The following is a 17056-nucleotide window of genomic DNA, read 5'->3' as shown; positions in this document are numbered from 1 at the left end:
GCAGGTTGGCTAAAGGGGGTAAATCTGCATTGACTGTAATTAATATATAAACCAGATATAAAATATGAGGCTGATTATAATATTATCTATTATTTTTTTACAGCCATTTTTTACAATAGCGCAGCAACCTATCGTATTTAACCATTTAAATGTAAGCAATGGGCTTTCACAAAATTCGGTTCTGGCAATTGCACAGGATAGTGAAGGACTGATGTGGTTTGGAACCAGGTATTGCCTGAATAAGTATGATTCAAAGGATTTTACCATTTATAAAGCCAAACAGGGTTCAAAAGAATCCATAAGTTCAAATGAGTTTGTACAAGCGATATATACAGATAGGTATAAGAGGTTATGGATTGGCACCAGAAAAGGGCTTAACCTTTATCAACCGAGATATGATAATTACGTTCAGTTTTTTAAAAAGGAAAACGGACAGGGCATAAGTGACGATTATATCAATTGCATATATGATGACGATTATGGCAATCTATGGGTTGGTACGCAGAATGGGCTTTCTTTGCTTAGAAACCTGAAGACTGGTAGCTTTCAATCGTTTGTTAAAACGGCAGCAGGTAACCGCAGTTTTGAGGGATATGCCGTACATACGATTTTACAGGATTCGGATCGGGCATTATGGATCGGTACTGATAAGGGGTTGTTCAAGTTACAGCAAAGAGGGAAGGACTACTTTTCACTTGATAAATTTACGCCCTCAGGAAAAGAGGGAAAAACTATCAATGATGATTTTATAACCACATTGGCCGAAGACAAAAACAAAAAACTGTGGATAGGTACCAGAAACGGTGGCCTGAACTGCCTGGATCTCGAAACTCAAACAGTCAGGCATTTTGTACACAATGCATCAGACAAATCCTCTATAGTTAATAATTTTATCAGAAAAATCATTATAGACAAAAATGGAAAGCTTTGGATCGGCACCCAGGAAGGACTTTCGCTTTTTGATGCCCAAACCAATACAGCCGTGTCTTATGTCCATGACCCTAGTAATCCTGGGAGTTTGAGCCAGAACTCGATTTATGATATCTGTATGGACAACCAGGGGTCCATCTGGATCGGAACATATTTTGGTGGTATCAATGTGGTGTATAACTATGCTACACCATTTAATATCTGGCAAAACAATAAATACAACAGTAGTTTAAGCAGCAACATCATCAGCTCGATCATTGAAGACAGGAACCACAATTTATGGATTGGGACAGAAGCTTCGGGCCTCAACTACTATAACAAAAAAACAGGATTGTTCAGTCATTATAAAAATAATCTAAATGACCCGGGCAGTTTGAGCTCAAACCTGGTGAAATGGATTTACGAAGATCATTCCGGTCAGATCTGGGTGGCTACGCATTTAAGTGGCCTGGAATTATTTGATCCCCTGAGCAAATCGTTTAAACATTATGTCCATTCCAATAATAAGGACGCCTTGAGTTCCAACAATGTAAGCTGCCTGCTGGAAGACAGCCAACACCGGTTTTGGGTTGGAACTGAACAGGGGCTGAACCAATTTGATAAGAAAAAAGGAACATTTAAGGTTCAGGACACGCATAGGTCGCTTTCTGTAAACTATCTGTTTGAAGATTCAAAGCAGAATATATGGGCAGCTACAAACAAAGGCATATTAAAATTAGCCCCTCAATCCAGCGAATTTGTGCACTTCGGTCCAACTAAAGATGGGCAAAACAGTTATTTGAAAGCCAACTGTATATTTGAAGACAGGAAAGGCAGTATATGGTTTGGTATTTTCCATGGAGGATTGATGCAGTATGATCCGGGTTCTGGTAAAAAAAGATTTTATACGGAAGATGATGGCCTGCCCAGTAATAATGTGCTGGAAATTCTGGAAGAGAAGGAGGGTTTATTATGGATAAGCTCTGACAAAGGGTTGTCCAGGTTTGATGTTAAAAAAATTGAATTTAATAACTATAATGATCATGATGGACTTCCGGGAACCGAGTTCAATAACAATTCAAAATTAAAAGACAATACCGGGAAACTCTATTTTGGCAGTTACAATGGCCTGGTCAGTTTCTACCCCCGTGAAATCAACCTGAACAAGCTTCCTCCAAAGATAATTTTTACTGATCTCAGGCTTTTCAATAAAAACGTAGGTATCAAAGACAGTACAAACATTTTAAGAGAAAGCCTGAATTTTAGCAAAATACTGGAGCTTAAATATGACCAGAATGTTTTTACGATAAGCTTTGCAGTGCTGAACTATATCAAGACCGAAAAAAACCGCTTTGCTTATTTGCTGGAAGGGGTAGATAAAGGTTGGAACTATACCGAAACCGGTTCGGCTGCTTATTCTGGTTTACCTGCAGGTAAATATACTTTACTGGTTAAAGGTGCTAATAATGATGGCGTATGGTGCTTAAAACCTGCTAAGATCAACATACGTATTCTTCCACCGTTCTGGAAAACCACCTGGGCGTATTTCATTTACATGCTGCTGGTTGGCGCCATTTTATATTATGTGATCAGATTTTTCCGGGAACGTGCGAAACTGGAACGCGACCTTTACCATGAACATTTGCAGTACGAACGGCAGCAGGAACTGTACCAGCTCAAATTAAATTTCTTTACCAATATCTCGCATGAAATACGGACCCCTTTAACGTTGATACTCGGACCAATTGAAAGGCTATTGTCCTTAACAGAGGGTAACACGGCTGTATTTACCTACGTGCAGAACATTAAGAAAAATGGCGACCGGCTTTTAAGGCTTGTTACAGAATTGCTGGATTTCAGAAAGATAGAATCTGGAAAAATGCCGCTTAAGGTCTCAGTATATAACCTGGTTTCTTTTTGCGAGGAGATTTTCTATTCTTTCGAAAGCCTTGCCCGTTCTAAAAATATCGATTACCGCTTTGTATGCGAAGAAACAAGCATTTTGCTTAATATAGACGGGAGGCAGCTGGAAAAGGTATTTTACAATATTCTTTCCAACGCATTCAAATTTACGCACGATGAAGGACAGGTTGTTTTTAACATCGTACAGCACAAAGCATCGGTGGAGGTAATCATTTCCGATAACGGCATTGGGATAGCCGGGGGCGACCTGTCAAAGATCTTCGATGATTTTTATCAGGTTGAGCATGGAAAGTCTGATCAGGGGTCGGGGATTGGGCTGGCACTTGCAAAAGAAATTGTAGCCCTACACCAAGGCAATATTAGTGTGACCAGTAAAGTGGAAAAGTCAAATGAAAATGGCTATACGCAGTTTACAGTTGAACTACCCAGAGTGGGCAGCATAGCCAGGGAAGATGAGCAGCCAACAGAGGATTTGATGAAAAGTATCACAATGGATGATCAAATGCCGGAAAACGATGGCCAGCCAGGTAAACAAACCATTTTAATAGTGGAAGACAACGATGAAATGAGGGAATTCATTAGTGATTCTCTCAAAGAAAGTTATCCTCTGCTTACAAGTAATAATGGATCTGCAGGATTAGACTGTGCTATTGAACAAATTCCGGACCTGATCATCAGTGATGTGATGATGCCGGTGATGGATGGGCTTGAATTCTGTAAAATAATTAAATCCGATGAGCGTACCAGCCATATACCGGTTATACTGTTAACAGCAAGAGATGCCCAGGTGCATCACATTGAGGGGCTTAAAACCGGGGCGGATGCCTACATTACCAAACCCTTCAGTCCTCAAATATTAAAATTGCAAATTGATAACCTGATGCGTATGAAAGCAGTTCTGCAAAAAAAATACAGTCATCAGCTTGTTTTAGAAACCTCAAATGTTGTCATTGAATCATTTGAAGAAAAATTTTTAAACAGGATCGTAAAAATCATAACAGCAAATATTGGAAATGCTGATTTTAACATTTCAAAACTGGCCGCGGAAATTGGGATGAGCCAGGCTGTATTGTATAAAAAGTTTAGCGCGCTAACCAATATGGCATTGGCCGATTTCATTAAGTCAGAGCGGTTAAAACAAGCTGCTGTGCTTTTAAAATCAGGTAAACATACGGTGGCAGATATTGCCTACGCCGTTGGATATAATGACCGCAAATATTTTAGTAAGGAATTCCGCAAAAAATATGGATTGTCGCCCTCTCAATATTTGAGTAAAACTATCGATGCGGCCCCTTAAAGTTTGGTTAAGAGAAAAATCACCCCAATTCAAGAGGAATTTCGTCTTTCAATCTGAAGTAAAGTAGTCAACTTTACTTTAACCAAATGTAAATATTATGAAAAAAAACAAACTTCTTTTAACAATGGCATTAGCCATCTTGTTTTCGTGTAAAAAAGAAACTAAAGTAGAAAGCTCCGATAAGGAAAGGGCTGGTAAAACTTATTCGGGTACTGCTGCTACACTGAGCTATACCCCCGTATATTATACCAGCCGGGACACCATCAGGTTTACCAGGCCAGACGATACTTATTGGCTGAGCAACTTTAGAAGTGACTTTGGTAATGATATGGACAGAGACGGAAACCCCAGTATTACTGATGATGAGAAAACCCGTATGAGAACCTATGGTAATACCTTCAGGACAACGATGCTGCCAAATTTGCTTTCAGGAGCGGGTGGACAGACCTCCAGTGCCAAACTTGGGGCAAGTGCTTCTAAAACGCTTACCTATGACGTTCGTTTCGGAGATTCATTTACCGGCTTTGAATGGGTTAAAGGAGGTAAGCTCTTCGGACTGGCAGGAGGCAGGGCTTATGCAGGTGGAGAATGCACCAATGCAGGCGATGGATGGTCTGCAAGGGTAATGTGGCACAGGTATTCTTCTGCGTATGGAGGGAAGGCCTATTTGTCGCCCTATGTATATTACGCAGGTTCGCCATGTGCACCAGGCTCTACAGTGGCCTATGGCAATGAGTTTGATGCCCAATATTTTGGTAATGATGGCACGGGGTTAAAAGTAAATACCTGGTATCGCATTAAAATTGAGGTATCGGTGAACACCAGTAATTCAACCGCAAATGGCATTTTAAAAGTTTCCGTACAGGATAAGACCGCCAGTGGCTGGACCAGCCCGGTTACTTTTATTAATAAAACCAATTTGTTGTATGCTACAGTTAATGTAGGCCGGACGGTTGATTTTCTTTATACAGGGATATTCAGAGGGGGAAATGACAGCACCTACTACTCTATAGGCAGTACCAATATTTATATTGATAATGTTGCCTGGTCAAATTAAGCGAAAGGCCGATGAAACAAGATAGATATAGAAATACTTTATTTCATATTTTTTTTAACCCGCAGCAAGGGTAAGCCCTACCCTTATGGTACTTCATGGTATATTGTCCAAAACAGGATACCATGCAAGAAGAAGAAATACAGGATCTGGTTTATAAATACCTAAACGATACAGCAACTTTGCAGGAAAAGGAGCAGTTGTTAAATTGGTATAGGGCTGCAACTCCGGGCGAAGATGTAGAATGGCTGGCAAGTGTTAAGAACGAAGAGCAGCTGTTAAAAGCAAGCATGCTTAAATACATAAAAAACCAGGCGGGCATAGAGCCTGCAGCACCAGCACCTAAACTATGGCCACGCCTGGCAATTGCTGCTGCTGCGGTAGCGGCAATTGTTTTTGGGCTGTTCTTTTTTAAAGCGCCAACCAATCCTAAACCTGGGTTAGGAGCTACAAATTATACAAACGACATTGCCCCGGGTAAAAACACCGCAACCCTTACCCTTGCCAATGGTAAAGTGATTCATCTGGACACCAACAGAACAAGCGTAGTCGTAACAGACAGCGTAAGCACAACCACCATGCTCACAGCTGCAACTCCTCTTGGCGGCATGTACCAAATCACCTTACCCGATGGCAGTCGTGTCTGGCTAAATGCCGATTCAAAAATCTCTTTCCCCTCACAATTTACTGGCGAAGAACGCAAAATATTGATGCTATATGGAGAGGCTTATTTTGAAGTAAAAAAAGACAAAAAACATCCTTTTATAGTGAGCACGGGAATGCAAAATGTAGAGGTTTTGGGTACACATTTTAACATCAGCGCGTATAAGGAAGACCAGGTGATGAAGACAACATTGCTTGAAGGTGCTGTAAAGATCAGCTTTTTTCCTCCGGGAGGAAACGTAACAACTAAAGAGCGCCTGTTAAAACCCAACCAGCAAGCTGAGATCAGGGGCGATCAACTGACCATAAAAGATGTAAACGCCACAGATGCCATAGCCTGGAAAAACGGAGATTTTGTATTTAAAGGGGAAACCATTGAAAACATAATGTTTAAGGTGGCCAGGTGGTACAATATAGAGGTAATTTATGCTCCTGATGCGCCTAAGGATTTATACCTGGAAGGAGTTGTTTCCAGGTCAAAAAACATTTCTGCTGTATTAGACCTGATGCAAACAACGGGTAGTATCCATTTTAAAGTTGAAGGCAGGCAGGTTTATGTATCACGATAAAGAGAAGAACCAAAATATAATTAACAGATCATAAACAAATTAAAAAAGCTAAGAGAATGATGAGATTCTATTACTACTACAGAAACGATCCTTAAAGGGAGCTAAAATAACAAGGCCAGAGGTGCTACTAACACGCCTGGCCAGATGGTTATTAAATTAATATTATTTCGACAACAGTATCAACTAACAACCAAACAAATGTATAAAATTTATACAAGGAAACCTGGTATACCTATGCGGCTATACCATAAAATATTGCTAATTATGCGACTAACCACCGTTATATTCATAGCATCCCTAATGCAGCTAAGCGCAAATTCGCTTGCGCAGAAGGTAACCTTAAAAGAAAAGAGGACTTCTTTGCGCACTGTATTGCAAAAACTGAGAACACAAACCGGATACGATTTTATTTTCGATGTAAAGCATATTGAAAGTGCCAGTAAAGTTAATGTTGACATCAGGAACAAAGATTTAAAAGATGCCTTAAAGGTGATTTTCGAAAATCAAAACATCAGCTATTCTATAAAAGAACGCTCCATTATTTTAAAACCGAAGGAACCTACCTTTCTGGACCGCCTGGCTGATCGCTGGGCTGATATTGATGTTAGGGGTGTGGTTGTGGATTGGGAGACGGGGCAGGTGCTGACTGGGGCGAGTGTGAAGGTAAAGAGGACAGGCAAGGCGACGATTACGGGTAATGATGGTGCGTTTTATTTGCCGGGTGTGGATGAAAAGGATGAGATTGTGATTTCTTTTATTGGATATATGAGTCAGGAGTTGAAAGCTAAAAAGGATTTAGGGAAGATTAGGTTGGTGATGGGTAAAAGCGAGCTCGAAGAAGTCAATGTAGTTAGTACTGGTTATCAGAATCTAAACAAAGATCGGGCGACAGGTTCTTTTGTTCAGATTGATAATAGCCTTTTAAACAGAAAGGTTAGTACAAATATCTTGGATAGATTGGATGGTGTGACTAGTGGTTTGATATTTAATAGGAACAAGCAAAATATTAATCAATACGAATCAAATATTTCAATAAGAGGAAGAAGTACAATTTTTGCAAATGCAGAACCATTAATTGTGTTGGATAATTTTCCGTATGAAGGCGATATAAATAATATAAATCCTAATGATGTTCAGTCTGTCACAGTATTAAAAGATGCCGCTGCGGCATCTATTTGGGGAGTTAGGGCAAGCAATGGAGTAATTGTTATCACAACAAAAAAAGGTAAGATAAACGAGGTACCCAAAATTTCTTTTAATACGAATGTTACCCTGAATAATAAACCTGATTTAAATTACACACCTCAACTTTCTTCCAGTGAATTTATTGATGTTGAAAGATTTCTATTCGATAAAGGTATATACGATTTTTATTTAAATACTAAATCTTATGCATACTATCCAGTTTCGCCAGCGATAGAAATATTTGATAGGCTGAAGAAAGCTTTAATATCTTCATCTGAAGCTGAAATACTGCTAAATAATTTAAAAAGTGTCGACGCTGTAAAAAATCAAGAAGAATACTTTTTGAGAACAGGTGTTAATCAGCAATATTCATTAAATGTAAGTGGTGGTACTTCAAATCATATTTATTACATATCTGGTGGGTTTGATAGAAACAATAACAATCAAGTAAACAATGATATGAATCGGGTTACATTGAATGTTAACAATTCAAATTATTTCTTCAATAAGAGAATTGAGTTATCAACTGGAGTTTTATTCGTTACCACAAATCGGCAAAATCCGAGATTCTATGATCCAAAGTTGCCATATGAAAAGATAATTGACGATAAGGGAAAAGCTTTGGCAGTTGTTGCCACTGATGGACAGAGATTAAGTTACGTTGATACGGTTGGACGAGGGCGATTGTTAGATTGGGGTTTTTATCCTTTGAGTGAAAGGTATGCAAATAATTTTAATAAAACTACTGATTACAGAATTAACGCAGGATTGACGTACAATTTAATTAATGGACTCAAAGTGTCTATTCAATATCAATATGGCAAGGGAATGACGGATAGAAAAATCAGCGATGATGTTAATTCTTACGCGGCTAGAAACCAGATTAATCGTTTTACACAGATTATTGGAAATCAAGTTACTCGTAACATTCCTATCGGAGATATCATTACTCGGGGGAATAATACTTATAATTCTCATTATGCTCGTGGTCAGGTAGATTATGAAAATATTTTCGGCTCGAAACATAGAATCACTATAATTGCCGGTGCTGAAGTCAGGGATGTTCAGACATTTGATTCGCAGCTAAAACTCTATGGATACGATTCTAGTACCGAAACCAATGCTCAAATTGACTACTTTAAGGACTACCCACAATTCGACTCGGGAAATTCAACAAGAATCCCTCAAATATCCTTACAATCAAGGGTAGTTGATAGATTTAGATCATTGTATATTAATGGTGCATATTCATTTAATGAAAAATATACGTTATCCGCAAGTGCAAGAAGAGATGAGTCTAATTTATTTGGTGTACAAACGAACTCCAAATTCGTACCACTATGGTCAATAGGAGGGAGTTGGAATATTAGTAGAGAAAAGTTTTACAAAGTAAATTGGCTTCCTACCTTAAAATTGAAGCTGACTACAGGATTCAACGGAAATATAGATCGCACCGTCTCAGCTTATATAACAGCGAAAAATGAGTCATTTGCAAACACATACGGTTTGCCTATAACGTCAATTGTAAATCCTCCTAACCCTCTTTTAAGATGGGAACGAGTACGCAATTCAAATATTGGGTTAGAATTCTCACTAATTAATAATATCATTACCGGAACTCTGGAAATGTATATTAAAAAGGGGATAGATTTAATTGGCAATTCGCCTGTAGCACCACAAACAGGCAATATTCAATTTAGAGGTAATCTTGCTAATATGGTGACAAGGGGGGGGGATGTTGTACTCAATAGCAAGAATCTCGATGGAAAAGTAAAATGGTTTTCTACGTTGTTGTTTAGCAAAGTAAATGATGAAATTACCAAATATTCAACTAAACAAGGAAGAAATGAAGACTATATCTCAAGGAATTTTCTTAATCCGATGGAAGGGAAACCTTACAATGTTTTATTTAGTTATCGCTGGGCTGGATTAGATCCTAATAATGGCAATCCCCGCGGGTATTCAAACAATGAAATAAGTCAGGATTTTGCAGCCATTTCAAATTCGTCAGACATTAATCAGCTGGTTTATATGGGTTCGACAAGCCCGACAATTTTTGGTAGCCTTAGAAACACAATTATGTTTAAGAATTTTGATGCATCATTTAATGTCATTTATAAATTCGGTTACGTATTTAGGCGGCAATCCTTAAATTATTCTCAGCTATTTGGAGGAGCATTTAAACAATCGGATTATAACTTAAGATGGCAAAACCCAGGAGATGAAAAATTAACTAATGTACCCTCAAGTTATTATCCCGGCAATGCAATTAAAGATAATTTCTACACCAATTCTGAAATTTTGGTTGAAAAGGGGGATCATATAAGGCTGCAAGATTTTCAAATGGGTTATACTTTTTCGTCTCTTAAAAACTTAAAAATGTTCAGTAGTTTGAGATTCTCATTCATCGCAAACAATCTTGTAATTCTTTGGAGGAAAAATAAGTCAAAAATTGATCCTGACGCAAGCAATGCTGGAGCTGTCCCAACTCCAAGGAGTTATTCATTATCGTTTAATGCGTCGTTTTAAAAATATAAAAAGATGAAAAATTATAGTCTAAATATAGCAATACTCATCATCTTTATGATGATGTTATCTGGTTGCGGCAAAGAGTTCTTAAATGAAAAGCCCAACAGCAATATTGTTGTTCCCGATGATTTGAATGACGTTCAGCGAATGTTGGACAATATTGACAAATTAAATATTACTTCTAATCTTTCACTAGCACAATTGGGTTCTGATGATTACTTTATATCAGATATCGAATGGAAAAACTTATATACCTTAACTGAGAAAAACTCATACATATGGTCAAAGAGCATTTATGGTGGAGAACAAGGTTATGACTGGAGCGATCCTTTTATAGCCATTTATTACGCCAACGTGGCATTGGAAACACTAAAGACAATTCCAATAAATGAGAATAATAATACACTATGGAACAATTTAAAAGGAACTGCTTTGTTTTTTAGAGCGTGGCATTATTTCAATCTTATACAAACCTTTACCCCACCTTATGACAGAAATACTGAAAATACCGATTTAGGATTACCACTAAGAGAAAAGGCCAATATAAATGATGTTTTACCAAGATCGAATTTGAAACAAACTTATGAATTCGTTATAAGCGATTTATCGAATGCCCTTAAATTACTGTTTATAGAAAGTCCTCATCAACAATACCGTAATAGACCATCTAAAGTTGCTGTATATGCCTTAATGTCTAAAATTGCTTTATCGATGTATAATTATGATCTGGCGGGGGAAAATGCAAATAAAGCACTTCAGATTTATAATAAACTAATTGACTTTAATACTTTGAATAGAGCATCTTTCAACCCTTTTTCCAGCCCCAACGACGAATTGATTTTATATGGAACAATGACTAATGCACCTCCTGTATTATATAACGGATTAAATTATCCAGCGACACAGATTGATCCTGTTTTATACAACCTATATCATGCCGATGACTTAAGAAAAGTAATATTTTTCAGCACCGATAATGGTGTTGTAAATATAAAAACAGGTTTTAGTGGAAGGGGCTTTAAGCCATTTTCAGGAATTGCGGTCGATGAGATAATTTTAACAAAAGCTGAATGCTTAGCTAGAGCTGGAGATATAGCGAATTCTATGAAAGAATTAAATGCTCTGTTAGTGAAACGTTTCAAAACGGGAACTTTTATTCCTTATACTGCCAGTTCAAAAGAAGAAGCATTAAATCTTACTCTAGTTGAAAGAAGGAAGGAATTGGTTTGGAGAAGTGTAAGATGGTTTGATTTGAGGAGATTGAATAAAGAGGGGGCAAATATTACACTGAAACGTACTGTAAATGGAAAGGAATACAGTCTGCTGCCAAATTCTCCGAATTATACATTTCCAATTCCTGATGAAGAACTAGCGTTGTCAGGAATAAAGCAAAATAATAGAAACTAATGAAAGCAATCACAAAAGTAATGGTTTTAGGATTACTCCTATTATTGACCTACACAGCCTCAGGAAATATAGTTAAGAGAAATCGACAAAAAAATATAAGTAAAAATAACTTTAAAATAGAAGGAACGATTATCGGGTTAACAAATAAAGACGATTCCTTATCCTTAATTTTCTATCCAGATGGTCTTGAGATAGTTGGCGAAGATGGAATTATTATTAAATCGCCAATTAAGAATGGACGCTTTAAAATCGAAACATCATTATTTGAAGACTTATCTTATTTCAAATTGAGTTATCCTTCATGTAATGTCCAATTGCTATGCCCATTTTTAGGAGAAGCTGGCGATGACATTAGAGTGGAGATTTCAAAAGATAAGATCCATTTTACTGGAGAAAATTCATCATCATATAATTGTCAATCACAGATGAATTCTATCAACGGTGAATTTTATCCCCAATCTTATTTAGATCGTAGGCAAGCAGAGGCAGGAGCTAATAATTTATACAGTCAATTAAAGTATCAGAGCGAAGGATCAAGATTAATTCTCGATAAAAGATTATCCATCCTTGAAAGTTATAAGGCAAAAATGTCAAATAATTTTTATAAGCTTCTAAAGATGGAAACTTATGGAATATATCAATTCGGTATAATTGACCTTATGTTAATTTTCTATAAAACTAGAGAAAGTTCAGAGATCAATGATATTTATCGGTTTTGTAAGGAGCAATTGGAATTTCAAAAATCTTTATCAATCAAAGGTGAGATTGATACATTATTGATTCCTCGATCTAGCTATTATGCTTTTAGTTGCCTATTTCAACTTGATGAGCTCCGTTTGTTAATGGAAACTGGTTATAAGTATTATGGCTATAAGCCAATTAGTTTTGGCCATCTATACGAATATGTATTAGAAAATTATAATGGATTAATCCGCGATAAGATATTGACAATATCGTTTATGCATTCTTTCCAATCTGGGACATTGTCGGGTTCAGAAGCTTATTTTGATACAGCATTAAGTGCCGTTCAAAGCAAAAGATACAAAAGGTACATTGGGAATTTAAAATCTTCGGTAGCTATCGGAATTCCAGCATTTCCTTTTGCTCTTGAAGAAATTAATGGTAAAACAGTTTCACTTGGCGATTTAAAAGGAAGAATTGTGGTTCTTGATTATTGGTTTACAGGCTGTACAGGATGTGCGGTTTTAGCAAAAGGCATGGTACCTATTCATGAAATGTATAGAGATACGGAAGATTTAGTTTTTGTAAGTATTTGTGTGGATGAAGATAGAAACTTATGGAGGAAGAGCGTTGCAAGTGGAAAATATACCGATAAACATAGTCTTAATTTATTTACTAATGGAACCAACCACCCATTAATTAAGCATTATAACTATAACAGTTTCCCACAACTAATGATTATTGATAAACATGGTAATGTGCTAGATTCAAAACCTCCAAAACCAGGACCAAATAGGCCCGAAGAAGCTGTTTTTAGCGGCAAGAGAAAGGAATTTGTTGAAATATTACAAAAAGCACTGGGGAAGTGATTTTAGATTAACTGCTATTACCAAGTAATGTTCCGGAAAACAAAGTCAAGAAGAAATGGTCGCACCCTTTATTGAAGCTCTGATAATAAAGCATGCGTCCTCGCTGATATCGCTGATGTAATGGGTAGGTATTCAACCTTTTTTAAATAAAAGGTTGAGCCGAAAAATCTTGTTTGCAAAGTAAGTATTGGAAGGCACATACTTTTCAAACGGTAGCTGGCGCGCTTGGGTGCGGAAAATGAATGAGTAAATGCTTTTATAATAAAATTTAAAAATAAATGGGATCTGAAAAAATGAAATATATCACGGCATGTCCCCGTATTGGAAAAGGTGCTTTCGGCATTGCCCAACAATGGGCATTTAACCACGCTATGGGAATATGCGGTTGATGATGAAACCTTACGGTATAAAATGGTAGCTCGTTTTGTACCGCTGGATTATCTTGAGACTATTGCTTTATTGCAGGGCTTTATCCAGAATGAAAAAAACGGCGGGCATACCATTACCGAAGATAGTGAGGATGAAGTGGAAAAAATTACAGAGGCTTTGCTCTTAAGGGCTTCAAGCTGCAGTACTGATGGTAAGATAGATGAGGCCATGGATATCGCTTTTGCGATACTAAAGGTGATTGAGCCAGCAATGGAAAATGTGTATGATGAGGGTTACACTTTTCAATGCATCATGGAGGAAGCCTTTGATTTTATCACCACGATGATTGATGAGCAGAATTCTGTTAAAAAACAACAGCATTTACGCAATCGGTTATTGAAACAGCATGAAGAAAGAACAGATGCCGAGCGGTATTGCGACCATATGTGGGATGAGAATTGTTGGTTAAACGGTGAAAATGTCCGGAGCAGTAAATAACATCAGCCAAAAGCTGAGGGCTTTGCGGAAAAATCGGGGCTGGACACAAAGCGATATGGCAGCGCAGCTGGACATTTCTGTTCCGGCTTATTCGAAGATAGAATGTGCACAGACGGAATTGACGTTGAGCCGCTTAAAACTGCTTGCTACTATACTGAAGGTAAAGGTTTGCTGGTTGCTTGACGAAGAAGAAGCGGTGTTGCACCAGGAGAATGAGGAACTGAAAGAGAAACTGAGGTTAACAAATATAGAAGTGATGGGCTTGCAGAAAAGGTTGCTGGCTTGTTTTGAAAAAAGATAAAATTAACGTCTCTCCTTTCATAAACGGGTGGGTTTATATTGGAGCCGGGGGTGTAAGCAACTCCCGGTTTTTTAAGGTTGAGGTTCATCAAAATATTGATAATGTAGCCAAATAATTATGATTGATAAAAATATTTTACTGGCCCGTTTCTGGGCAAACGCAAACCAGTTTACAACTGCCGACGGGCTTGAGATAGACCTGCATGGTGATCACATCGTAGTGGTATCTACCACATTGAAAAATACAGCCGGAGACTTTCGCGAAATACAGATGATGGCAGAGTTTGGCCTGGATGCATTTATAGCCGAAATGGAAGTTCAGCTGCTTGATGATGTGATGGAAATTGACCTGAACATGTTGTTTGCCTGGCTGATTGGCGGCACAGCAGGATATCATATCATGAAGGGAAACACGGAATAAATGAACATACTGCCATACATTGCTGCTTTGGAAAAGGTACTTGCAGAATTGCCGGAGAAAGGGCATTTATTTACCCTTCGTGAATATGCCCTGGACGACCGGATCTTGCTGCACAAAATGATATTCCGTTTTTTAGACTTTAGTTATGCGGAAACAGTTTTCCTGCTGAAAGGGCTGATCATTTATCAGCAGCGCTGGGGTGAGTTAAATGAAATGGCAAAAGAAGGGATAAGAGAAGTAAGCACAGTGCTGATGCGGCGGGCCAGGGAATACCAGCAAAGCGGAGAGCTGGTAAAGGCTATGGAACTGGCCTTTGCGATACTGGTTACCGTTGAACCGGAAAAGGACCCTGAAGACCTGGTTTACTACGCCGTATTAATGGATGTGGTTGGCTTTATCACCGAACTGGAAAAAGATTACTGATAAAACCCTGGCCAGGAACAGCTGGGAAAGTTCTTTGACATAATGGAATTAATACAATATTTTGGAAGAAAAGTCAACATTTTGTAATCATTAAGATATTACATTAATTAATTATTAATATTTATAGGTTTGATTAGATAATAATTATATTTGTAATAAGGGGGTAACAATGAAAGTAAAGGAAAAAAAAATCTATTTAGGACAAACTAAAGGAACTATAAGTTCCAATGTTGGAGAGTATAGCAACGATCCTTACGTTTTAAAGAAAGCTGAACAGTCCCGGAAAACTCTAAGTAAAGCTGGTTTTCCTGCTGAACTTTTAAAGCTCCAGACAGAGCGCATGAAGAAATAAGCACAATATCTATTATTGAATACAATTGCAAGCCGCTGTTAAGCGGCTTTTTGCATTTCTTATACCCCAGCTTTCGGAGTCAAATGCGTATTAAATCCATTAAAGAATGTTAGCCATTATTTGAATTAATCTCTTAATTAACCACTCAAACATCTACCTTATGAACACTGAAAATACCGGAACCCCGGTTGGCAGGCTATTGGCCTACCTGAAAAGTAAAATGCAAACGGAACTGACTGCTGCATTTAGTGCAGGCATTATACCCATGCTTAATGCCGATACTTTACCTAAGCTATTATTGCTTGCAAAACCTGGTGATATTTTGCAAACAGCCTTTTGGCTGGATATGGGTTATGGACGTGCGTATAAGATTTTGTACGACAAGGAAGGCCTGCCCTTTGAACGTACCATAGACTTTTTTAAGCCCGGAAAGATTATGCTGGACCCGACTGCTTTTTTTGAAGGGCAGCCTGGCAATTGTTACCTGGAAATAACTAAAGATGCAGTAATAGTACCTTTTACCCGGGAAAATTTTAACCTGCTGCAGCTATCGGCACCGGAAGCTTTAACGCTGGCCAATAACATACTGGCCGACGGACAAAAGGATGGACAGGAAAAAATGGAAATGCTAAAATTGCCTGCAAAAGCATGTTATGAAGAGTTTAAGCGAATATTTGGCCAGGGCATTGAACAGTATTTTCCACAAAAACACATTGCCAGCTATCTGGGGATTTCGCCTGAAACATTGAGCAGGTTAAGGCTGTAACGATTACCGCAACGAGATCTTGCTGATAGATACGAACCTGAACCTGGTGAAGAAAATAAAGACCATAGACCCGATAGATTCGGCCCGCTTTAAGGTAGACCAGCTGCGTGCTGAAAAGTCTTTCACCTTTGCTTCGCCCACTTTAATGGTAAATGCAAACTGTTCAAACCAGGGTAAATATTTGTGTGCAATCGAAACTGATGGGTAAGGACGAGGATCTGATCTTGTTCAGGAAAAGTGCGGTATGCGCTGGAACTGCCCGGTTGAGGGCACCCTCGGTTGCAGTGTATTATTAATAGGATTTTCATTCGGGTATCCAAGGCCTCTCAAAGGCCTTGCGTAGGACAGTCATGGCCTTTGGAAGGCCTTGCTGATCCGGGTATGGGGCGATTGTTCAGATCGGCAGGACAGCAGGCCATTACCCTGTGAACTACAAATGGCAATTATCATAAACCTTATAAAAAACATAAGATATGGCAAAATTAAAGAAAGCGATTTTCGGCCCTTTATCCGGAAAACTGGGCGCAATAGTAGGGGCCACCTGGATGGGGATCCCCTACATCCGTCAGGCACTGCATTCGGATCCTATGGCTGGTTACATCGACCAGAGCATCTGGTTGCTGGTACTGTTTAGCATGATCTGCTTTATGTTGGTTACCGGATTATGCTGGTGGTTGCTGCAGCGGTTTTGGCTGAGTTTAGGTTTGCCCGCTTTGGGCGATATGATTGAACAGTTTAATTCGCTTGTGTTATGGCAAAAATTGGTTTTTTCTGAAAATTGCAGTGTCGCTGTTAGCATGGTGGGGTGTTATGCGGATTGGGTTGGTGGGATTTAATTTAA

Annotated in this window: 14 protein-coding genes; all 14 read left to right on the top strand. The window is 38.4% G+C overall.

Going from position 1 to position 17056, the window contains the following annotated elements; all coding sequences use genetic code 11:
• The first annotated feature begins 64 nt into the window (after nt 1-64).
• The 14 genes from HDC92_RS16400 to HDC92_RS16335 all read left to right on the top strand — a co-directional run bounded on the left by HDC92_RS16400 (nt 65) and on the right by HDC92_RS16335 (nt 17051).
• Nucleotides 65-4129 (top strand): two-component regulator propeller domain-containing protein, encoded by a 4065-nt coding sequence (locus HDC92_RS16400; protein ID WP_183876079.1) that lies wholly within the window; start codon nt 65-67, stop codon nt 4127-4129.
• A 97-nt stretch (nt 4130-4226) separates the two neighbouring features.
• On the top strand, nt 4227-5186 hold the full coding sequence (locus HDC92_RS16395) for a polysaccharide lyase (protein WP_183876077.1): 960 nt from the start codon (nt 4227-4229) through the stop codon (nt 5184-5186).
• 122 nt (nt 5187-5308) lie between these two features.
• Nucleotides 5309-6415, top strand: coding sequence for a FecR family protein (locus HDC92_RS16390; RefSeq protein WP_183876075.1), 1107 nt, complete (start codon nt 5309-5311; stop codon nt 6413-6415).
• 300 nt (nt 6416-6715) lie between these two features.
• A complete protein-coding gene (locus HDC92_RS16385) occupies nt 6716-10129 on the top strand; it encodes a SusC/RagA family TonB-linked outer membrane protein (protein WP_183876073.1) in 3414 nt (1137 codons plus the stop codon).
• 12 nt (nt 10130-10141) lie between these two features.
• Entirely contained in the window at nt 10142-11536 is a 1395-nt protein-coding gene (locus tag HDC92_RS16380; protein WP_183876071.1) for a RagB/SusD family nutrient uptake outer membrane protein, read from the top strand.
• Nucleotides 11536-13086 (top strand): TlpA family protein disulfide reductase, encoded by a 1551-nt coding sequence (locus HDC92_RS16375; protein ID WP_183876069.1) that lies wholly within the window; start codon nt 11536-11538, stop codon nt 13084-13086. The genes HDC92_RS16380 and HDC92_RS16375 overlap by 1 nt, the downstream gene beginning before the upstream one ends.
• A 321-nt stretch (nt 13087-13407) precedes the next feature.
• The gene (locus HDC92_RS16370) at nt 13408-13953 is read left to right on the top strand and encodes a hypothetical protein (protein ID WP_183876067.1); all 546 of its coding nucleotides are present in this window, start codon (nt 13408-13410) and stop codon (nt 13951-13953) included.
• Nucleotides 13934-14254, top strand: coding sequence for a helix-turn-helix domain-containing protein (locus tag HDC92_RS16365; RefSeq protein ID WP_183876065.1), 321 nt, complete (start codon nt 13934-13936; stop codon nt 14252-14254). Before HDC92_RS16370 ends, HDC92_RS16365 begins: the two co-directional genes overlap by 20 nt.
• A 117-nt stretch (nt 14255-14371) precedes the next feature.
• Nucleotides 14372-14674: a hypothetical protein gene (locus HDC92_RS16360; protein ID WP_183876063.1), complete on the top strand. Its 303-nt coding sequence runs from the start codon at nt 14372-14374 to the stop codon at nt 14672-14674.
• Nucleotides 14675-15097: a hypothetical protein gene (locus HDC92_RS16355; protein ID WP_183876061.1), complete on the top strand. Its 423-nt coding sequence runs from the start codon at nt 14675-14677 to the stop codon at nt 15095-15097. It abuts the gene before it with no gap.
• A 169-nt stretch (nt 15098-15266) separates the two neighbouring features.
• On the top strand, nt 15267-15449 hold the full coding sequence (locus tag HDC92_RS16350) for a hypothetical protein (protein WP_183876059.1): 183 nt from the start codon (nt 15267-15269) through the stop codon (nt 15447-15449).
• Between the two features lie 160 nt (nt 15450-15609).
• On the top strand, nt 15610-16215 hold the full coding sequence (locus tag HDC92_RS16345; RefSeq protein WP_183876057.1) for a Crp/Fnr family transcriptional regulator: 606 nt from the start codon (nt 15610-15612) through the stop codon (nt 16213-16215).
• A 19-nt stretch (nt 16216-16234) separates the two neighbouring features.
• Nucleotides 16235-16423 carry a hypothetical protein gene (locus HDC92_RS16340; RefSeq protein WP_255484558.1) on the top strand — a complete coding sequence of 63 codons (189 nt, stop codon included), beginning with the start codon at nt 16235-16237 and terminating at the stop codon, nt 16421-16423.
• A gap of 265 nt (nt 16424-16688) precedes the next feature.
• Nucleotides 16689-17051, top strand: coding sequence for a hypothetical protein (locus HDC92_RS16335; protein ID WP_183876055.1), 363 nt, complete (start codon nt 16689-16691; stop codon nt 17049-17051).
• Nucleotides 17052-17056 lie beyond the last annotated feature (5 nt).

Origin of the sequence: Pedobacter sp. AK017, from assembly GCF_014200825.1 — a bacterium.
Taxonomy (GTDB): Bacteria; Bacteroidota; Bacteroidia; order Sphingobacteriales; family Sphingobacteriaceae; genus Pedobacter; species Pedobacter heparinus.
Note: the sequence above shows the minus strand (reverse complement) of the source record. Positions and strands in the feature narration are given on the sequence as shown.

Coding starts and splice junctions, on each gene's coding strand:
- HDC92_RS16400 (WP_183876079.1), top strand. CDS start 65: ATGAGGCTGATTATAATATTATCTATTATTTTTTTACAGCCATTTTTT.
- HDC92_RS16395 (WP_183876077.1), top strand. CDS start 4,227: ATGAAAAAAAACAAACTTCTTTTAACAATGGCATTAGCCATCTTGTTT.
- HDC92_RS16390 (WP_183876075.1), top strand. CDS start 5,309: ATGCAAGAAGAAGAAATACAGGATCTGGTTTATAAATACCTAAACGAT.
- HDC92_RS16385 (WP_183876073.1), top strand. CDS start 6,716: ATGCAGCTAAGCGCAAATTCGCTTGCGCAGAAGGTAACCTTAAAAGAA.
- HDC92_RS16380 (WP_183876071.1), top strand. CDS start 10,142: ATGAAAAATTATAGTCTAAATATAGCAATACTCATCATCTTTATGATG.
- HDC92_RS16375 (WP_183876069.1), top strand. CDS start 11,536: ATGAAAGCAATCACAAAAGTAATGGTTTTAGGATTACTCCTATTATTG.
- HDC92_RS16365 (WP_183876065.1), top strand. CDS start 13,934: ATGTCCGGAGCAGTAAATAACATCAGCCAAAAGCTGAGGGCTTTGCGG.
- HDC92_RS16360 (WP_183876063.1), top strand. CDS start 14,372: ATGATTGATAAAAATATTTTACTGGCCCGTTTCTGGGCAAACGCAAAC.
- HDC92_RS16355 (WP_183876061.1), top strand. CDS start 14,675: ATGAACATACTGCCATACATTGCTGCTTTGGAAAAGGTACTTGCAGAA.
- HDC92_RS16350 (WP_183876059.1), top strand. CDS start 15,267: ATGAAAGTAAAGGAAAAAAAAATCTATTTAGGACAAACTAAAGGAACT.
- HDC92_RS16345 (WP_183876057.1), top strand. CDS start 15,610: ATGAACACTGAAAATACCGGAACCCCGGTTGGCAGGCTATTGGCCTAC.
- HDC92_RS16335 (WP_183876055.1), top strand. CDS start 16,689: ATGGCAAAATTAAAGAAAGCGATTTTCGGCCCTTTATCCGGAAAACTG.